At 62.8% G+C, this 15,559-nt stretch carries 17 protein-coding genes; 10 read left to right on the top strand and 7 right to left on the bottom strand.

The genetic code is table 11. The annotated features are described in order from the left end of the window. Positions 1–40 precede the first annotated feature (40 nt). The 7 genes from fumC (at position 41) to XH98_RS02685 (ending at position 8,191) form a co-directional block, all read left to right on the top strand. Positions 41–1,468 (top strand): class II fumarate hydratase, encoded by a 1,428-nt coding sequence (gene fumC, locus XH98_RS02655; protein WP_271602791.1) that lies wholly within the window; start codon positions 41–43, stop codon positions 1,466–1,468. Between the two features lie 284 nt (positions 1,469–1,752). Next, positions 1,753–1,941: a DUF4169 family protein gene (locus XH98_RS02660; RefSeq protein ID WP_220006107.1), complete on the top strand. Its 189-nt coding sequence runs from the start codon at positions 1,753–1,755 to the stop codon at positions 1,939–1,941. After that, the gene (locus tag XH98_RS02665; protein WP_057747235.1) at positions 1,938–2,183 is read left to right on the top strand and encodes a ribbon-helix-helix domain-containing protein; all 246 of its coding nucleotides are present in this window, start codon (positions 1,938–1,940) and stop codon (positions 2,181–2,183) included. The genes XH98_RS02660 and XH98_RS02665 overlap by 4 nt, the downstream gene beginning before the upstream one ends. Positions 2,184–2,292: 109 nt before the next feature. After that, complete coding sequence (locus XH98_RS02670) at positions 2,293–2,568, top strand: FeoA family protein (protein ID WP_237866121.1); 276 nt, start codon at positions 2,293–2,295, stop codon at positions 2,566–2,568. 25 nt (positions 2,569–2,593) lie between these two features. Next, the gene (gene feoB, locus XH98_RS02675; RefSeq protein WP_271617717.1) at positions 2,594–4,465 is read left to right on the top strand and encodes a ferrous iron transporter B; all 1,872 of its coding nucleotides are present in this window, start codon (positions 2,594–2,596) and stop codon (positions 4,463–4,465) included. A 508-nt stretch (positions 4,466–4,973) separates the two neighbouring features. After that, complete coding sequence (locus tag XH98_RS02680) at positions 4,974–6,488, top strand: ATPase domain-containing protein (RefSeq protein WP_271602601.1); 1,515 nt, start codon at positions 4,974–4,976, stop codon at positions 6,486–6,488. Further along, positions 6,485–8,191: a response regulator gene (locus XH98_RS02685; RefSeq protein ID WP_271617718.1), complete on the top strand. Its 1,707-nt coding sequence runs from the start codon at positions 6,485–6,487 to the stop codon at positions 8,189–8,191. Before XH98_RS02680 ends, XH98_RS02685 begins: the two co-directional genes overlap by 4 nt. 171 nt (positions 8,192–8,362) lie before the next feature. On the opposite strand, the gene XH98_RS02690 is transcribed toward XH98_RS02685, so the two are convergent. Next, positions 8,363–9,118 carry an outer membrane protein gene (locus tag XH98_RS02690; RefSeq protein ID WP_271602599.1) on the bottom strand — a complete coding sequence of 252 codons (756 nt, stop codon included), beginning with the start codon at positions 9,116–9,118 and terminating at the stop codon, positions 8,363–8,365. 556 nt (positions 9,119–9,674) lie between these two features. On the opposite strand from XH98_RS02690, the gene XH98_RS02700 reads away from it, so the two are divergent. Then, positions 9,675–10,172 carry a GNAT family N-acetyltransferase gene (locus tag XH98_RS02700; protein ID WP_271617719.1) on the top strand — a complete coding sequence of 166 codons (498 nt, stop codon included), beginning with the start codon at positions 9,675–9,677 and terminating at the stop codon, positions 10,170–10,172. A gap of 19 nt (positions 10,173–10,191) precedes the next feature. Here XH98_RS02700 and XH98_RS02705 read toward each other — a convergent pair whose 3' ends face one another. Continuing rightward, positions 10,192–10,557 carry a response regulator gene (locus XH98_RS02705; protein WP_271602596.1) on the bottom strand — a complete coding sequence of 122 codons (366 nt, stop codon included), beginning with the start codon at positions 10,555–10,557 and terminating at the stop codon, positions 10,192–10,194. A gap of 27 nt (positions 10,558–10,584) precedes the next feature. Here XH98_RS02705 and XH98_RS40840 point away from each other — a divergent pair, with 27 nt between their 5' ends. Continuing rightward, positions 10,585–10,977: a hypothetical protein gene (locus tag XH98_RS40840; RefSeq protein ID WP_333931513.1), complete on the top strand. Its 393-nt coding sequence runs from the start codon at positions 10,585–10,587 to the stop codon at positions 10,975–10,977. Positions 10,978–11,082: 105 nt separating this feature from the next. Here XH98_RS40840 and pyrF read toward each other — a convergent pair whose 3' ends face one another. Next, on the bottom strand, positions 11,083–11,988 hold the full coding sequence (pyrF, locus tag XH98_RS02715) for an orotidine-5'-phosphate decarboxylase (protein ID WP_271602595.1): 906 nt from the start codon (positions 11,986–11,988) through the stop codon (positions 11,083–11,085). A 424-nt stretch (positions 11,989–12,412) separates the two neighbouring features. On the opposite strand from pyrF, the gene XH98_RS02720 reads away from it, so the two are divergent. After that, on the top strand, positions 12,413–12,775 hold the full coding sequence (locus XH98_RS02720) for a hypothetical protein (RefSeq protein WP_271617720.1): 363 nt from the start codon (positions 12,413–12,415) through the stop codon (positions 12,773–12,775). Between the two features lie 58 nt (positions 12,776–12,833). Here XH98_RS02720 and XH98_RS02725 read toward each other — a convergent pair whose 3' ends face one another. From XH98_RS02725 to XH98_RS02740, 4 genes are all read right to left on the bottom strand, one after another. Beyond that, positions 12,834–13,277: a c-type cytochrome gene (locus XH98_RS02725; RefSeq protein WP_271617721.1), complete on the bottom strand. Its 444-nt coding sequence runs from the start codon at positions 13,275–13,277 to the stop codon at positions 12,834–12,836. A 93-nt stretch (positions 13,278–13,370) separates the two neighbouring features. Beyond that, entirely contained in the window at positions 13,371–13,496 is a 126-nt protein-coding gene (locus XH98_RS02730) for a hypothetical protein (RefSeq protein ID WP_271617722.1), read from the bottom strand. A 300-nt stretch (positions 13,497–13,796) separates the two neighbouring features. Beyond that, positions 13,797–14,042, bottom strand: a complete 246-nt coding sequence (locus XH98_RS02735; RefSeq protein WP_271602590.1) for a hypothetical protein — start codon at positions 14,040–14,042, stop codon at positions 13,797–13,799. A gap of 25 nt (positions 14,043–14,067) precedes the next feature. Beyond that, positions 14,068–15,192 carry a DUF2336 domain-containing protein gene (locus XH98_RS02740; protein WP_057747227.1) on the bottom strand — a complete coding sequence of 375 codons (1,125 nt, stop codon included), beginning with the start codon at positions 15,190–15,192 and terminating at the stop codon, positions 14,068–14,070. Positions 15,193–15,559 lie beyond the last annotated feature (367 nt).

Here is a 15,559-nt window from a genome sequence, read left to right on the forward strand (position 1 = left end):
AGAGCACATGAAGAGGCCGTGCGGCACCTCGCGCGGCGGAATGGATGTGCCCATGGCCAAAGCTGCGAAGACCGCTCGCCCCGCGACCCGCATCGAGACCGACAGTTTCGGTCCCATCGAGGTGCCCGCCGATCGTTATTGGGGGGCGCAGACCGAACGCTCGCGGCAGAATTTCCGCATCGGCATCGATCGCATGCCGATTTCGCTGGTCCATGCGCTCGGCATCGTCAAGCTTGCGGCGGCACAGTCCAACCTCGAGCTCGGCCTGCTCGACAAGCGCAGAGCCGGCGCCATCATCCGTGCCGCACACGAGGTGATCGAGGGCAAGCTCGACGATCATTTCCCGCTGGTGGTGTGGCAGACCGGCTCGGGCACCCAGAGCAACATGAACCTCAACGAGGTCATCGCCAACCGCGCCAACGAAATTCTGGGCAGCGAGCTTGGTGCCAAGAAGCCGGTGCATCCCAACGACCACGTCAATATGAGCCAGTCGTCGAACGACTCCTTCCCGACTGCGATGCATATTGCCGCGGCAAGCCGCATCAATGCCGATCTCGTCCCTGCCCTCGGCGAACTGCACCGCGCGCTGCGCAAGAAGGAGAAGGAGTTCGCCAGGATCGTGAAGATCGGCCGCACCCACACCCAGGATGCGACGCCGCTCACGCTCGGCCAGGAATTTTCCGGCTATGCCGCCCAGGTCGAAAGCGGCATCGCGCGGCTGAAGGTCGCAGTCAGGGATCTCTATCCGCTGGCGCAGGGCGGCACGGCCGTCGGGACCGGCCTCAATTCGAAGCCGCGCTTTGCAAAGCTGTTTGCAAAGCACGTTGCCGCGATCACGAAGCTCCCCTTCACCAGCGCCGCCAACAAGTTCGAGGCGCTGGCATCCAACGACGCCTATGTGCTGGCGCACGGCGCCATCAATTCGGTCGCCACAGGCCTGTTCAAGATCGCCAACGACATCCGCCTGCTCGGCTCTGGCCCGCGCTCGGGGCTAGGCGAACTGATCCTGCCGGAGAACGAGCCGGGCTCATCGATCATGCCGGGCAAGGTCAATCCGACGCAATGCGAGGCGATGACCATGGTGTGCTGCCAGGTGTTCGGCAATCACACAACGATCACACTCGCCGGCAGCCAGGGACATTTCGAGCTCAACGTCTACAAGCCCGTACTCGCCTACAACATGCTGCACTCGATCCGCCTGATGGCCGACGCGGCGCGCTCCTTCACCGAACATTGTGTCAGCGGCATCCGCGCGGACGAAAAGCACATCAAGGAGTTGATGGAGCGCTCGTTGATGCTGGTGACCGCGCTCGCGCCGAAGATCGGCTACGACAACGCCGCCAAGGTCGCCAAGACTGCACATGCCAACGGCACCACGCTGAAGGAAGAGGCGCTGCGGCTCGGCTTCGTCTCGGCCGACGAATTCGACCGCCTGGTGCAGCCGGACAAGATGACGCGGCCAGGATGAATTCCGAATTCCGATAGCCATCCGTAGTGATACGGAGCCCTAAAAGCTCATAATTATAAGGTTTAAAGGACGGGATTTGATTACCGTCAATGTGGCGGCCGGGACGCGTGTTACGGAAGGCCCCCTCCGCTCCTTGACGGGGCGAAATTCATCGTTTGATGGCCTCGAGGCCGATTGACGAGGACGAGCGAATGACGACGATCAAGTCTTGTTGGGCGCGACGCTGCGCCTTGCTTCTGAATGTAACATCCTGCCCGAAAAGGATCGGGTGATGGAGACGCGGCATGGGGAACGTCATCAACCTGAATCGTTTCAGGAAGCGCGCCGAGCGGGAAGCCTCGGCGAAGCAGGCGGACGCCAACCGAACGAAGTTCGGCCGCACGAAGGCCGAGCGATCGGCGGAGGCGAAGCAGGCGGACCAGGCGAAGGCGCATCTGGACCAGCACCGGATCGATCGCGAGGAGCAGCCATGAAGTCGCCCGTGGTGAAGCGTTCGATCGTGGTCGCCGGCCACAAGACCAGCGTCAGCCTGGAAGAGGCGTTCTGGAACGGCATGAAGGAGATCTCGGGCCTGCGCAACATGACGCTGTCCGAGCTCGTCGGAGAAATCGACGGCGCCCGCCAGCAGGGCAACCTGTCCTCGGCGATCCGCCTGTTCGTGCTCGACTACTTCAAGAGCCGCGCCATGCAGCCGGACAAGGTCCCGGCGCAATAGCGACCGCCTGGCCGCGCTTTTCGTGATCTGCACTTTAAAATCCCTCTAAGGTGCAGTTTCCACGGGCGTGCGCGCTTGACCTGCATGCCCTGCGTTGAAAATACAGGGCATGACCGACACTCATGATATGCGCCGCGAGATGCCGCTGGGCCTGGCCCAGCGCGGCTACACCGGCGTCATTCAGCACCTCGCCGCCAAGGAGGCGGGTTCGGCTCTCTCGGATATCGAGCTCGAGAGCCGGCTGATCGAGCTGGGCTTCGTCGAGGGCGCCCGGGTCGAGGTCCTGCATGAGGGGCTGGTCGGGCGCGACCCGATCGCCGTGCGTGTCGACAACATCACCATCGCGGTGCGCCGCCGTGAGGCCATGGCCATCATCGTCGCTTAAGTCACGCGACCGGAAATCCGATTCCATGGAATTACCCCTTCTGCATCTCGCCCTGGTGGGCACGCCAAACAGCGGCAAGACCTCGCTGTTCAATGCGCTGACCGGCAGCCGGCAGAAGGTCGCGAACTATCCGGGCGTCACCGTCGAGCGCAAGGAAGGTTTTTTCGTCACGCCGCTGGGGCGCCAGGTCTCGATCGTGGACCTGCCCGGCACCTATTCCTTGCGCGGCCGCAGCCCGGACGAGGAGATCACCCGCGACTTCGTGCTGGGCAAGGCTTCCGGCGAGATCGTGCCCGACCTCGTGCTGTGCGTTGCGGACTCCACCAACCTGCGCCTGACCATTCGCCTGCTGCTCGAGCTGAAGCGCACCGGCCGGCCGCTGGTGCTGGTGCTCAACATGTTCGACATTGCGAGCCGCCGCGGCATCTCGGTCGACGTCGTCAGGCTCGCCAAGGAGCTCGGCGTGCCCGTGGTCACCTCGATCGCGGTGCGCAAGGGCGGCACCGCCGACCTCTTGAAGCTGACCGACGAGATCTCCGCCAGGCTCGCCGCCGAACCGCGGGAAAACAGCTGGCGCGCACTCAGCGTCTCCGAACTGCGCGCGACCCAGCGCGAGGCCGACCGCATCATCTCGGACTGCGTCAGCCTGCCTGCGAGACCCGACACCTTGACCGCGCGGATCGATGCGATCGTGCTGCATCCGGTCGGCGGCCTGATCGTGCTGGCGCTGATCCTGTTCGTGATGTTCCAGGCCGTGTTCGCCTGGGCGCAGCCGGCGATGGACCTGCTCAAGTCCGGCTTCGACGCGCTCGGGGCGTTCGTGCAGGCCACCCTGCCCGACGGCCTGCTGCAGAGCTTCCTGCAGAACGGCGTGATCGCGGGCGTCGGCAGCGTGATCGTGTTCCTGCCGCAGATCATCCTCATCTTCCTGTTCATCCTGCTGCTGGAAGATTTCGGCTACATGGCGCGCGCCGCGTTCCTGATGGACCGCATCATGGGCGGCGCGGGCCTGCACGGCCGCGCCTTCATTCCGCTGCTGTCGAGCTTTGCCTGCGCCATTCCCGGCATCATGGCGACGCGCGTCATCGACAACAAGCGCGACCGGCTGACCACGATCCTGATCGCGCCGCTGATGACCTGCTCGGCACGCATCCCGGTCTACACGCTGATCATCTCGGCGTTCATTCCGGCGAGGGACGTCTGGGGCTTCATCAACCTGCAGGGCCTCGTGATGTTCGGACTCTACGCCGCCGGCATCACCAGCGCGCTTGTCGTCTCGTTCCTGATCAAATTCTTCATGCTGCGCGACTATGCGCCGGCGCCGTTCATGCTGGAGCTGCCGGACTACAAGGTGCCCAGGCTGAAATCGATCGCCATCGGCATCTTCACCCGCGCAAAAATGTTCCTGCAGCGCGCCGGCACCACGATCTTCTCGATGATGGTGCTGATCTGGTTCCTGGCCTCGTTCCCGCAGCCGCCGGCGGGCGCGACCGAGCCCGCGATCAATTTCAGCCTGGCTGCCATCATCGGCAAGGCGATCGAACCGCTGCTCGCGCCGGTCGGCTTCAACTGGCAGATCGCGGTCGCACTGATCCCGGGCATGGCGGCGCGCGAGGTCGCGGTCGCTGCGCTCGGCACCGTCTATGCGATCGAAGGCGGCAAGGAGGCGGCCGAGCAGATCGGCCAGGTGCTGGCGAGCAAATGGTCGCTCGCCACCGCGCTGTCGATGCTCGCCTGGTACATCTTCGCCCCGCAATGCGCCTCCACGCTCGCCGTCATCAGGCGCGAGACCGGAAGCTGGACCTGGATGGCGGCGACCTTCGGCTACATGCTGGTGCTGGCCTATGCGGCGAGCCTTCTGACCTACAATGTCGCGGTCGCGCTGGGCGCCGGCTAGCGCCCCACAAACCAAAACTCGAAAACAACCCCATGCACAGTAGACGGGGTTGTGAAATCGATGGCTTGCGCGCGCAGAAGAAAATCTGCTGCCCGTAGCCCGGATGGAGCCAACGGGGCTACGAACTATGCACTTCTGAAAATCCGTTGACCCGTCGGGCAAAACACTGGCATGATGCCATCATCCCCGACAAGCATCTGCTTCCATGAATAGCTACAGCAAGACGTGGCTGCTCGTCGAGCGCCTGCGCGACGACCACCTCGACTCTCGTCGCGCTGCATCCCGACCCCGACGTCTCCCGCTATCTCCAAGGCTTCCAAAGCGGCTTGTGTGCAATTGTGAACCGACCCTGCCTGGGCTGTTCGCGTCCTATTGTGCCGGGATCGGATGAGGGGCCGCCGGGAACTCGATCGCTGCTAGCGAGTTCCTATTGCGCACCTTTTTTCCTGACTCGCCTCGTGGAGGCTCGGGGCAATAGCGGCCTTTCCAGAGCGTATAGAGGTTTCAATTGACCGGTTCGTCCAATGCTGCTCCAGGCAGCAATCCCTCGGATTTGCCGCGAATTTCGACCGGCAGCGAGGGCCTGGATAACATCCTCGGCGGCGGGTTCGACGCCAACCGGATGTATCTGTATGAGGGACGGCCCGGGACCGGCAAGACGACGATCGCGCTTCAGTTCCTTCTGCGCGGCGTGCGGGATGGCGAGCGCGTGCTATACATTTCGCTCTCCGAAACCAAACGTGAACTGACTGTCGTCGCGCAGCGACACGGATGGACGCTGGAGGGCGTCGACATCTTCGAGCTCGTCCCACCGGAAACGACGCTCGATCCGGACCGCGAGCTCACCGTGTTTCATCCGGCCGAGGTGGAGCTGAGCGAGACCACCGGCCTGATCTTCAAGGAGGTCGAGCGGATCAACCCGACCCGCGTGGTGCTCGACAGCCTGTCCGAGCTTCGCCTCTTGGCCCAGAATCCGCTGCGCTACAGGCGTCAGGTGCTGGCTTTGAAGCACTTCTTCACCAACCGCAACTGCACCGTCATCCTGCTCGACGACCTGTCGTCCGCTCAAGACGATTTGCAACTGCATTCGATCGCGCACGGGGTCGTGATGCTCGAGCAGCTCGCAATCGATTACGGCGCGGAGCGGCGCCGGCTTCGCGTCATCAAGATGCGCGGCATCCGCTTTCGCGGCGGCTATCACGACTTCATCATCGAACAGGGCGGCCTGACCATCTTTCCCCGGCTCGTGGCGGCCGAACATCACAGATCATTCACCGGAGATTTCACCCCGAGCGGCAACGCAGAGCTCGATCAGCTTCTGGGCGGCGGTCTGGAGCGCGGCACCAACGCCCTTCTCATTGGCTCGGCGGGCGTGGGTAAATCGTCGGTGGCTCTCACCTATGCGATCGCGGCGGCGGATCGCGGCGAGCACGCCGTGTTCTTTGCGTTCGACGAGGGCCGCGGCACTGTCGAAGCGCGCGCCAGGACGCTGGGGCTGAATCTCGACAAGCATATCGATTCAGGCAAGATCCGCTTCCAGCAAGTCGATCCGGCCGAGCTCTCGCCCGGCGAGTTCGCCGCCAATGTGAGGGACAGCGTCGAGCGTGACAATGCCCGAATCGTCGTCATCGACAGCCTGAACGGCTATCTGAACGCGATGCCGGACGAACGCTTTCTCATCCTGCAAATGCACGAGCTTCTCAGCTACCTCGCCCAGCAAGGCGTGTTGACCATCCTGATCCTTGCCCAGCATGGCTTGATGGGCCCGACCGACACAAGCCTCGACATCAGCTATTTGAGCGATGCGGTGCTGATGCTGCGCTATTTCGAAGTCGCCGGTACGGTACGGCGCGCTCTGTCGGTCGTCAAAAAACGCAGCGGCGACCACGAGCACACCATCCGCGAATTCCGGCTTACCAGCAGCGGCATCAAGCTCGGCCCGCCCCTCAAGGACTTCAGCGGCATCTTTTCCGGCACGCCGCGTTATACCGGTCCGGCGATGTCCGAAGAGACCGCTGAATGAGCGCCGCGCCGGATCAGCGGATTCTCGTCTTTGCTCCGATCGGGCGCGACGGGCCTGCATCGGTCGAGCTGTTCCGCAGCGCGAACCTGGAGGCAGTCAACTGCCGGAACCTGGCCGAACTCGTCAGCGAGATGGCGCTCGGGGTCGGCGCCGTCTTCGTGGCCGAGGAAGCCCTGTTCGGCAAGGACACGGTGCCGCTGGCACAATGGATCGCTAGCCAGCCGCCCTGGTCGGATCTGCCCTTCGTCGTCCTGACCAGTCACCGTGAACAGCCGGCGGTGATGGCGTGGCGCCGCAGCCTTGTCTCGCTGCTTCGCAACGTTTCGCTGCTCGAACGACCGCTGCAGCCGATGACGCTGACGAGCGCCGTTCAGTCGGCGTTGCGCGCCCGCCGGCGCCAATATGAGGTCCGGGCCCTGCTGGCCGCGCGCGAGCAGACCGCGCAGCAGCTCGAGAAACTCGTGGTCGAGAGGACGCGCGCGCTGGCGGAGGCAAATGAGCAGTTACGCCTTGAAATGAACGAGCGCGCCCGGGTCGAGGAGACGCTTCGCCAGGCCCAGAAGATCGAAGCCATCGGCCAGTTGACTGGCGGGGTGGCGCATGACTTCAACAATCTGCTGATGGTCATTTCCGGGGGCCTCGACATGCTCGATCGCCAGGCTGATCCGGACCGCAGGCGCCGCCTGATGGATGGAATGGTTCAGGCGGCGCAGCGCGGGGCCAGCCTGACCCGGCAGCTTCTTGCCTTCTCTCGCCGGCAGACACTCCGGCCAGAGCCGGTCGATGTTGCTGCGCAGATGGGCGGCATGCGCGAATTGCTCGATCGGAGCCTGCGAGGCGACGTCCACGTCGAGTTCGATTTTCCGGACGCGCTCTGGCCTGTTGAGGTCGATCCCGGCGAGCTCGAGCTCGTGATCCTCAACCTCGCCGTCAACGCCCGTGACGCCATGCCCAATGGCGGCACGATCGTCGTGCGCGGGGAAAACCTTCCCGATCTGAAGGACGAGCAGATCGTGGGAGACTTTGTGCGGTTGTCCGTCATCGACACCGGTGTCGGCATGGGGCCGGAAATCCTGTCGCGCGTTTTCGAGCCGTTCTTCACGACCAAGGAGGTCGGAAAGGGCTCGGGGCTCGGCCTCGCCCAGGTCCACGGATTTGCGACACAGTCGCGGGGGACGGTCCGCATACGCTCGGAGGTCGGCAAAGGCACCAGCATCGAACTCTACCTGCCGCGATCGCACAACGTTCCCTCCCGAGAGCTGCACCTCGTGGATCTGAACATGGTGCGGCCGACAAGAAGCACCCACGGCCGCATTCTGCTGGTCGAAGACGACGACGAGGTCGCCGCACTGGTGAGCGAGATGCTCGCACAGCTCGGCTACGAGGTCACCCACGCAGCGAGCGGCGCCGCCGCGCTCGGCGCTCTCGCCGACGGCCGAACGGTCGACCTCGTCTTTTCCGACATCATGATGCCCGGCGGCATGAATGGCGTGGAGCTCGCCCGCGAAATCAGACGACGGCGAAGCGACATACCCGTGCTCCTGACCAGCGGATACTCCGAGGCCGCAGTTCACGACGCCGAATTGGCGGGAATCCAGATCCTGCCCAAGCCCTACCACATCGAGGAACTGGCCGCAGCGCTGAAAGCGGTGACGTCAGACCTCGGGCGCGAAATGGACACCAAGCGCTCCAACCGATGCTGATTTCGCTCGGCTTCTCATCGAGAGGGCAATCATCGACGTTCAGGGCCGCGGTTGCACGTCAATAACCGGATCATGCTCTAAGCCTCGGCAGCGCGTGACGCGCTTGCCGCTGTTTTCGGCAAAAAAAGGCCCCGGACATGCCGGGGCCGAGGTCACTGGGAAGCCGCAAGCTCAATAGCGGGCGGTGACCGGCGCATTGTAGCCACCGAAGCGGTAGTTCACCCGAAGCGTGACCATATCGACATCCTGCTTGACGCCGTCGCCAAGGAGCGTGACCCCTCCAGGAGTGACGAAGCCGGCGAAGGTGGTGTTGTCACGCCCCATCCAGAGATGATCGTATTCGATACCGAACGACCAGTTCGGCGCGAAGCCATATTCCCATCCAATACCAGCCGTACCGCCCCAGCGCGTGTGGCCTGCGGAGGCCAGCCCGACACCGGTGACGTTGTTGAAGACGTCAAAGCGGTTGTGCGTCACGGCGGCGCCGCCCTTGACGTAGAACAATGACGCGTTCCACGCCCAGCCGAGTTGGGCCGTGAACAGGCCGATACCATCGGTTTTGCCCGTGGTGGAGACCAGTGGATCGATCAGGGTCACCCGCGTATGCTTGAGGTCGGCCCAATCGCCCTGTGCTTCGAGGCCGAACACAAATTGATTGGTCTGCCATCGATACCCGATCTGCCCACCCAAAACGCCACCGGAGCGATCAGCGCAACCACCTGCAACTGTTCCCGCGGGCGTCAGGAAATCGACGCAATTGTGGCTCTGCCCCCAGCCACCATTGGCGCCGATGTAAAATCCGCTCCAGTTGTAGATTGCCGCCACCGGTGCCGGCGGCGGCGCCTTGACAGCCATGTCGGCCGCCATGGCCGGAGCTGCCAGGCTCAGCGTCGCGACGCTGATCGCCGCCATTGAGAGCTTTTTCATCGTTTCGTCCCCTTTTTCTCAATTCTCGATCGTTCAAAAAAAAAACCGGCCCTTATGCAGGTTGGCGTGCATAAGTTCCACGAACATCCTGAAGTTTAAGCGCGAGGGGTGTTTTGGCCCGTATCAAAATGGCAACACCCAAGCGATATCGAAGTGCACGATACCGTGCTTACTCGTTTTGCAGGATTCCTGCCGACGGGGCACCATCGCTGTCATCGGCGAGCCATGCCTGGATGTCGGACGCGGGAATGAGCCGTCTGGGAACGTGGGGATTGATCGTTCCCGCAAACACGGCGAGCCCCTGATCAAACTTTTCGCGCGCGAACTGCTTGGCCTCATCCTCGGTTGCAAATGTCCTTGTCTCGCGCGGACTCCGCTGCCTCGGCAAAAGTCCGCTCTTTCGATTTTCAAAGGTGACGTACCAGATCGGATTCATTGCACCCATCGATTGTCACCCGCCCCAGCGGTGGTTGTCATATGGCCGTGATCTTCGCGATTGATCCAGATCAACCCCGCGCTTGACTGTCTGACGCGGGCAATCGACACGTTGGTCGTCATGGATCGTTTCAGCACCGACAGATTGACCGCCGAGAAACTGCGCGAGGGCCACCTCGCCGACCTCGTCGCACTCCATCTCGATCCTGATGTCTCCCGCTATCTCGGCGGCGTGCGTTCCGCCGAGGTCACGAAGGCCTACGTTGCGACCAACGTGGCGCATTGGGACCGGCACGGCTTCGGGCTGTGGACGCTACGCACCAAGGACGGCGCATTCGCCGGGCGGGCGGGCATCAGGCACATTCCCGTCGACGGCGTCGACGAGATCCAGATTGCCTACACGTTCAGGCGCGAGCTCTGGGGCCAGGGGCTCGCGAGCGAGATCGCGACCGCGCTGACCGACATCGGGCTGTCACAACTGAAGCTGCCGTCCCTGATCGGTCTCGTCTCCCTCGAGCACGGCGTCTCGCGGCGCGTGCTGGAGAAGGCAGGCTATGCACTGGAGAAACACACGACGCATCGTGGCGAGGACGTCGTGATCTATCGCATCAGGCGATGACGCCTGACATGCCCGCGGCTCACAGCCTCGTGAGCGCCGCAACCAGGTGTTCGGGATGAAACGGCTTTTCCAGCAACAGGCTGTTGGGCACGCCTTGTGACTTCCACAATGCAGCACCCGCGCCGCCGGTGATGTACACGACCGGAAGGGCCGGATGCTTTTCCCGCATTCTCCGCGCGAGATCCCAACCATTGAGCTTGCCGCTGAGATAGACGTCGGTCACCAGCGCCTTGTGACGCTTGCCGCGCGCGAGGAACACCGTCATCGCCTCTTCGCCGGACGAAAGGATGTCGGAGGCAAAGCCTGCATCCGCCAGCACGCTCTCGAGCACGCCCTGCAGCGGATATTCGTCCTCCACGATCAGGATCGAAGGCGGTTCCGACATGTTGGACCTTTGGCTCACGCGATACAAATGTTCCAGTTCATCCGCAACGCAACATATGTTTTTGGCTTTCTGACGATGGCGTGCGTGAAACCTGAACACCCATTCAAGAAAGTTTCTTGTCAGTTCCTGCAACAGGCGGCGGCGGCATCCGTTGACGAACCGACGATGCAGAAGGAGGAGGAACAGATGAGGAAGCTGACTTACGCTCTTGCGGCAGTTGCGACACTCGCAATCGGTGCCCCCACCATCGCCAATGCGGCCGGCTTCGGCGTCTATGTCGGCGGCGACCGCGATGACTATTACGGCCCGCGTGCCCGCATCTACGAGCACGATCGCGGCTGGCATCATGGCTGGTACCACCATGATCGCGACTACGATCGCGGCGTCGTGATCCGCCGTCACCACTGGGACGACGATTAGTTCGTGCCAGCATCGTGAAACAAGGAGGCCTCGCTTCGGCGGGGCCTTTTTGTGATGCTACGGACTGCCATCCTTCGCACCGCGTCCGCCCTTGGCGTCAAAGCGTCACGCGCTCGTTCGGGCAAGGCCGCTGCGTCGCGTGGATAGGAGCTTGAACGTAGCGGTTCTTTCCAGCACGAGATTGCGATACGCGTCTGCATCAAGATTGCGATCGACGACAGCCGAAAGACCGCGCGAAACTGGGAGGAGGAGATCGCCATCGAATTGTCCGCGCATGGCGCCGATCGTGGCGGCATCCGCGCCCTGCGCGCCCAACCCGGGTGCAAGTATGATCGATCGCGGCATGAGCTGCCGCAACCGCCTGCCCTCATGAACTGCCGTTGCACCAATAACCGCGCCAATCGCGCTCAGACGTTGCGCACCCTCCAGCGGAGGCCCAATATTGGCGATCAAGTCTGCAACATGTTCAGAGATCAGCCTGTTCCCTGCCACCTTGTCTTGAAGCCAACCTGCGCCCGGATTTGATGTTCTGCAGAGAACAAACAGACCCTTACCGTAGCTACGCGAGCAATCGACGAAAGGCTCCAGCGTATCCGGGCCCATGAATGGAGCGACTGTCAGGCAATCGACTTCGAAGTCGCCGCTGCCACCGGCCGAGGCCGGGGTGAGATAGGCCCGGGCGTAGGCCGCTGCAGTCGATCCGATGTCACCTCGCTTGGCATCGAGAATGACCGCCATCCCGTTGGCCTTCGCCTGTGCAATGCCGGCCGATAGTGCCGTCAGGCCCCTTAGTCCGCAGGCTTCAAAATATGCGGACTGAAACTTTACAAAGCCAACCTGGCCCTTGAGTAGCTCAAGCATGAATGTGACGTAGTCTTCAATCCATGAGCCGTCTCCTCTGTGATCGAAAAAGGCAGGAAGCTCAGGCAGGTATGGATCGATGCCCGCCACCAGCTCGCCAAACTCGGTGGCATTCCTCTCGACGAGGTCGATCCAAGAGAGAGTGGTCATCGCTAGCTCTCCAACGGCATCAGGAAGTTTCGGTCGAACCAAGGCCAAGCCGGCACTCCAACGCCAATCGCTATAAATCTCCGACGCGTCATGCTGTCCTCAGTTCGTCGGATGGGTGAGTTTGTAGGATGGGGTGAACCCTTGCGAAACCCATCACGCTGCAACACACTCGTATGCAATGATGGGTTTCGCAAGAGCTCAACCCATCCTACGCGCTATGGCGAGAGACCGCCGAAACTGGCAAGAAGTCCCTCCCAGCCGAGGGCCATCGCATACGGGCTCCTTGCGCGACCTGCACGCACGCCTCGTCCTTCGAGACGACCGCTTCCAGCGGTCTCCTCAGGATGAGGCTAAACAGCAAGCCTGTGACAATCCCACTCTGATTTGAATGGCTTTCGCGCGACCGGCTGTCTATGGTCTGACCATGTCACGCCTTCTCTGTCTATTTGTTGCTGCCATCCTGTCGCTGCTATCGGCCGTTGCGCCTGCCGAGGCCGTCGCGAAAAAGCCCAAGCAAGCCTGGCACGGCTACGGCTTCCTGCCGGGCTATCGCCAGCCGCTGAGCAACACCCAGCCGATCTTCATGCAGAAGAACGGCTTTCGTCGTTACGCGCGCGAAAACCAGCGCCCCTGGTACATCGATCCGGTGCCGGCCTATTACCGTTTCTTCGACGGCGAATGGCACTATTTCGGCCGGCCCGGCTTTGGCGGCTCTCGCTACAATGGCGGCAGTTTCGGTCCGTGCTGGACTCGGACGCCGATCGGCGCGATCTGGAATTGCGGCTGAGCCGGACGTCCATAAGCAGAAGTGCGATCTCAAGCAGTGAGGCAGCCCTTGCGCTCCCTCACTGAAGCGGATGGCTGATGGCCCAGACATAGGCCGCGACCGCATCGACGTCATCCGGCTTGAGGTCACCGTCCATGCCCGGCACCACGGCCATGTTGTGCAGGATCGTGCGCTTTAGCTCACGGACGCTGCCGTCGCTCCAGACGAACATGCCGGCGGTCAGATCATTGCCGTTGGGCGTTCCCTTGCCGTCGATGCCGTGACAAACACTGCATTGCCCATTCGCGGCCTCGCCGTGGAACACGCGGTCGCCCAACACGATGTGGTCCCGCGTATATCCCGGCGGCACCGGCAACTCGGAGGCCGAGGGCCGTATCTGCTCCCTGAACATGCTGAGCGGCGGTGTGACAAGCCTGAGTTCGTCCGACTCCGCCGCGGATGCGTCGGGCGCAGCGAGAAGCATCGCGCAGGCCACTGCGGGGACCGTGAAATAGATTGCCACCACTCGCCTCCCGGATTTGTCCGAACCAGTCCGCAACGCAGAGAGATCAGCGGGCAACCGCACTCCCGAGCGAGCCCGCCGCCGATGCCACTCCTATTCAAGCATGATGACTGTCGGCTTTCGGGGCGATGGCTTCTGCCCATGCGCCTCGGACGAATTCGCCATGAGATCCAGCAGGTCCAGGAACAGATCGAAGATCACGAGTGGCAGATAGAGCATGGCCATCTCCCGTTTCCAGCAAGCCCCGCAAACCCAACCGGCATGACGCTGGCGCACCACGATTCGCGCGATGCCTCGCCATGCTGCGAATGCAGAAGCGACGCGGTGCTATTCAGACGAAGGATTCAGGCAGGGTAAATGGGACCAAGGTAGGAGGCGTGACCAGAAGATCGTAGGGTGGGCAAAGGCGCACTTGCGCCGTGCCCACGAATCCGGCGCTACGATAGAAAGTCGTGGGCACGCTTCGCTTTGCCCACCCTACGATAGCTCGCGCGACTGTGAGGGGTGAGCTTGACGTCGTTACCTGAAATACCCGACCACGAGATCGGTATCCGCACTGGCGGCGACCGTGCCGTTCAGCTCGGCGTCGATGACGCGGCGGCAGGCTTCGATCGCGGCGTGGTCGCCCAGATCGTTGGCGGCTTCCAGCACGAGCCATGCGGCGTCGACCGTGGCCTTCTCCGGAGCCGCCCCGCCCGTCTCGGCGGGAAGCGGCTTGGCGAGGCTCTTGTTCTTGCGAATCGCGGTGCCGAATTGAGGCAACATTGCAAATACTCCCTCGATATCCCGCTCAGTGGACCTGGAGCTCGGGCTGACGACCCGTGGCGGGATCGGCGCCGGCGCTGTTCTTGCGCGACTGGTAGAATTTCAGAATGCTGCGCGAGGTCTCGATCTTGAGCCGGCTGAAATCGCGCTCATTGTCGTGGAGCTCGCGCGCCGTGATCAGGTGATCCTTGGCGCCGAGGAAGAGCAGCGACATCGTCGTGTCCCAGGAGAAGTCGAGCGCCTTGCACAGCACCAGGATCATCTCGCGGTTACGATCCATCAGCGCACGCTCGATCACATCGACCGGCAGCGAGGACAGCAGCGACAGGCCGATCTGGACCTCGTCGAAGCGATGCTGGCGCGCATAGTTCGAGATCGAGACCTGGTTCAGGTTGCCCTGCCGGTACTGCGTCGTCACCACGCGCTTGGCGACGAAATAGCTGCGCGAGGACGGGCCGAACTTCGACTGCAGGTCGCCGGTGACCTCGGTCACCGAGCTCTGGATCTGCGACATCATCTCCGGGCGCTCGGTCTCGAGGCGGCGACGGACGTCCTCCGACGCCTTGGAGATGAGCTGCTGGAAGACGTGGCGCGGCACGTCCTTGCGCAGGCCAAGTTGTTCGGCAAGAATCGAATCTCCCTCGGCGCGGCGGACCATGTGCAGCAGGCCCGAGCCGGAGAAGCGCGCCCCCTCATTCCTGGCGACCGAGGTGACAACCTCCTGGTTACCACGCTTGACGAGAACGTCGGTCACGGCCTCGCCGATCGTCTCGCGCTGGGAGATCGCGAGCAGATGCGCCTGGCCCTTGGTCATGGCGCTCTCGACCAGCACCTTCTCGCCGATCCTGACGGAGTCGCGCAGCACGGGGCCGGCGACCGCGATCTCGTCGTCGAGCGCGAGCTTCTCGATGACGTTGAGCGGTGCGTGATCGCAGCCTGCCATCAATTCGGAGAGCTGCGCCCGCGCGGCGACCTCGATCTCATCGGCAAGCCGGCCGATGACCTCGCCGAACATGCTGATCTCGTCGTCGACGTAGCGACCGGTGATCAGAAGATCAGTCGCATGCCACAACGCCTTCGCCCGGCTCTCGTCCGTGCCGCGTGCGATTGCGTCGTCCAGATCCTGTAGAAGCGTTTTCGCCCCATCCATCGCGATAACCCCAGTTCTTGGTCCAGTTGCTGGCGAGCCATCCTGCCGATGCGGGCAGGACGCCGGATTCCTCTGGGGACCAACACTAGGGAACAAACGCGAGAATCCAGTAAAACCGTCACATCAGTTTTGCCGACGAAAATTCATTCAAATGCGAGGGATTGCGGTGACCACGGGGTAAGGCCGGCGTTTGTCGCGCGGACGCGTGAGGGCATCGGAGCCTCTTCGACGTCATGCCCGGGCTTGTCCCGGCCATGACGAGCGTCTTTGACACGTTCATGCCAACAGCGCCTTACGGATTCTGCGGCGTCAGGACCAGAGGTGGCTTCGGCCGCGGCTTTGCGGGCGGTGGGCCCGGGGCGGGCCG

Source organism: Bradyrhizobium sp. CCBAU 51745 (assembly GCF_028128715.1).
GTDB lineage: Bacteria > Pseudomonadota > Alphaproteobacteria > Rhizobiales > Xanthobacteraceae > Bradyrhizobium > Bradyrhizobium manausense.

Bases quoted from the DNA above. Each gene is read 5' to 3' on its own strand.
- fumC (WP_271602791.1), top strand. From the start codon at position 41: ATGGATGTGCCCATGGCCAAAGCTGCGAAGACCGCTCGCCCCGCGACC.
- XH98_RS02660 (WP_220006107.1), top strand. From the start codon at position 1,753: ATGGGGAACGTCATCAACCTGAATCGTTTCAGGAAGCGCGCCGAGCGG.
- XH98_RS02665 (WP_057747235.1), top strand. From the start codon at position 1,938: ATGAAGTCGCCCGTGGTGAAGCGTTCGATCGTGGTCGCCGGCCACAAG.
- XH98_RS02670 (WP_237866121.1), top strand. From the start codon at position 2,293: ATGACCGACACTCATGATATGCGCCGCGAGATGCCGCTGGGCCTGGCC.
- feoB (WP_271617717.1), top strand. From the start codon at position 2,594: ATGGAATTACCCCTTCTGCATCTCGCCCTGGTGGGCACGCCAAACAGC.
- XH98_RS02685 (WP_271617718.1), top strand. From the start codon at position 6,485: ATGAGCGCCGCGCCGGATCAGCGGATTCTCGTCTTTGCTCCGATCGGG.
- XH98_RS02690 (WP_271602599.1), bottom strand. From the start codon at position 9,118: ATGAAAAAGCTCTCAATGGCGGCGATCAGCGTCGCGACGCTGAGCCTG.
- XH98_RS02700 (WP_271617719.1), top strand. From the start codon at position 9,675: ATGGATCGTTTCAGCACCGACAGATTGACCGCCGAGAAACTGCGCGAG.
- XH98_RS02705 (WP_271602596.1), bottom strand. From the start codon at position 10,557: ATGTCGGAACCGCCTTCGATCCTGATCGTGGAGGACGAATATCCGCTG.
- XH98_RS40840 (WP_333931513.1), top strand. From the start codon at position 10,585: ATGTTCCAGTTCATCCGCAACGCAACATATGTTTTTGGCTTTCTGACG.
- pyrF (WP_271602595.1), bottom strand. From the start codon at position 11,988: ATGACCACTCTCTCTTGGATCGACCTCGTCGAGAGGAATGCCACCGAG.
- XH98_RS02720 (WP_271617720.1), top strand. From the start codon at position 12,413: ATGTCACGCCTTCTCTGTCTATTTGTTGCTGCCATCCTGTCGCTGCTA.
- XH98_RS02730 (WP_271617722.1), bottom strand. From the start codon at position 13,496: ATGCTCTATCTGCCACTCGTGATCTTCGATCTGTTCCTGGACCTGCTG.
- XH98_RS02735 (WP_271602590.1), bottom strand. From the start codon at position 14,042: ATGTTGCCTCAATTCGGCACCGCGATTCGCAAGAACAAGAGCCTCGCC.
- XH98_RS02740 (WP_057747227.1), bottom strand. From the start codon at position 15,192: ATGGATGGGGCGAAAACGCTTCTACAGGATCTGGACGACGCAATCGCA.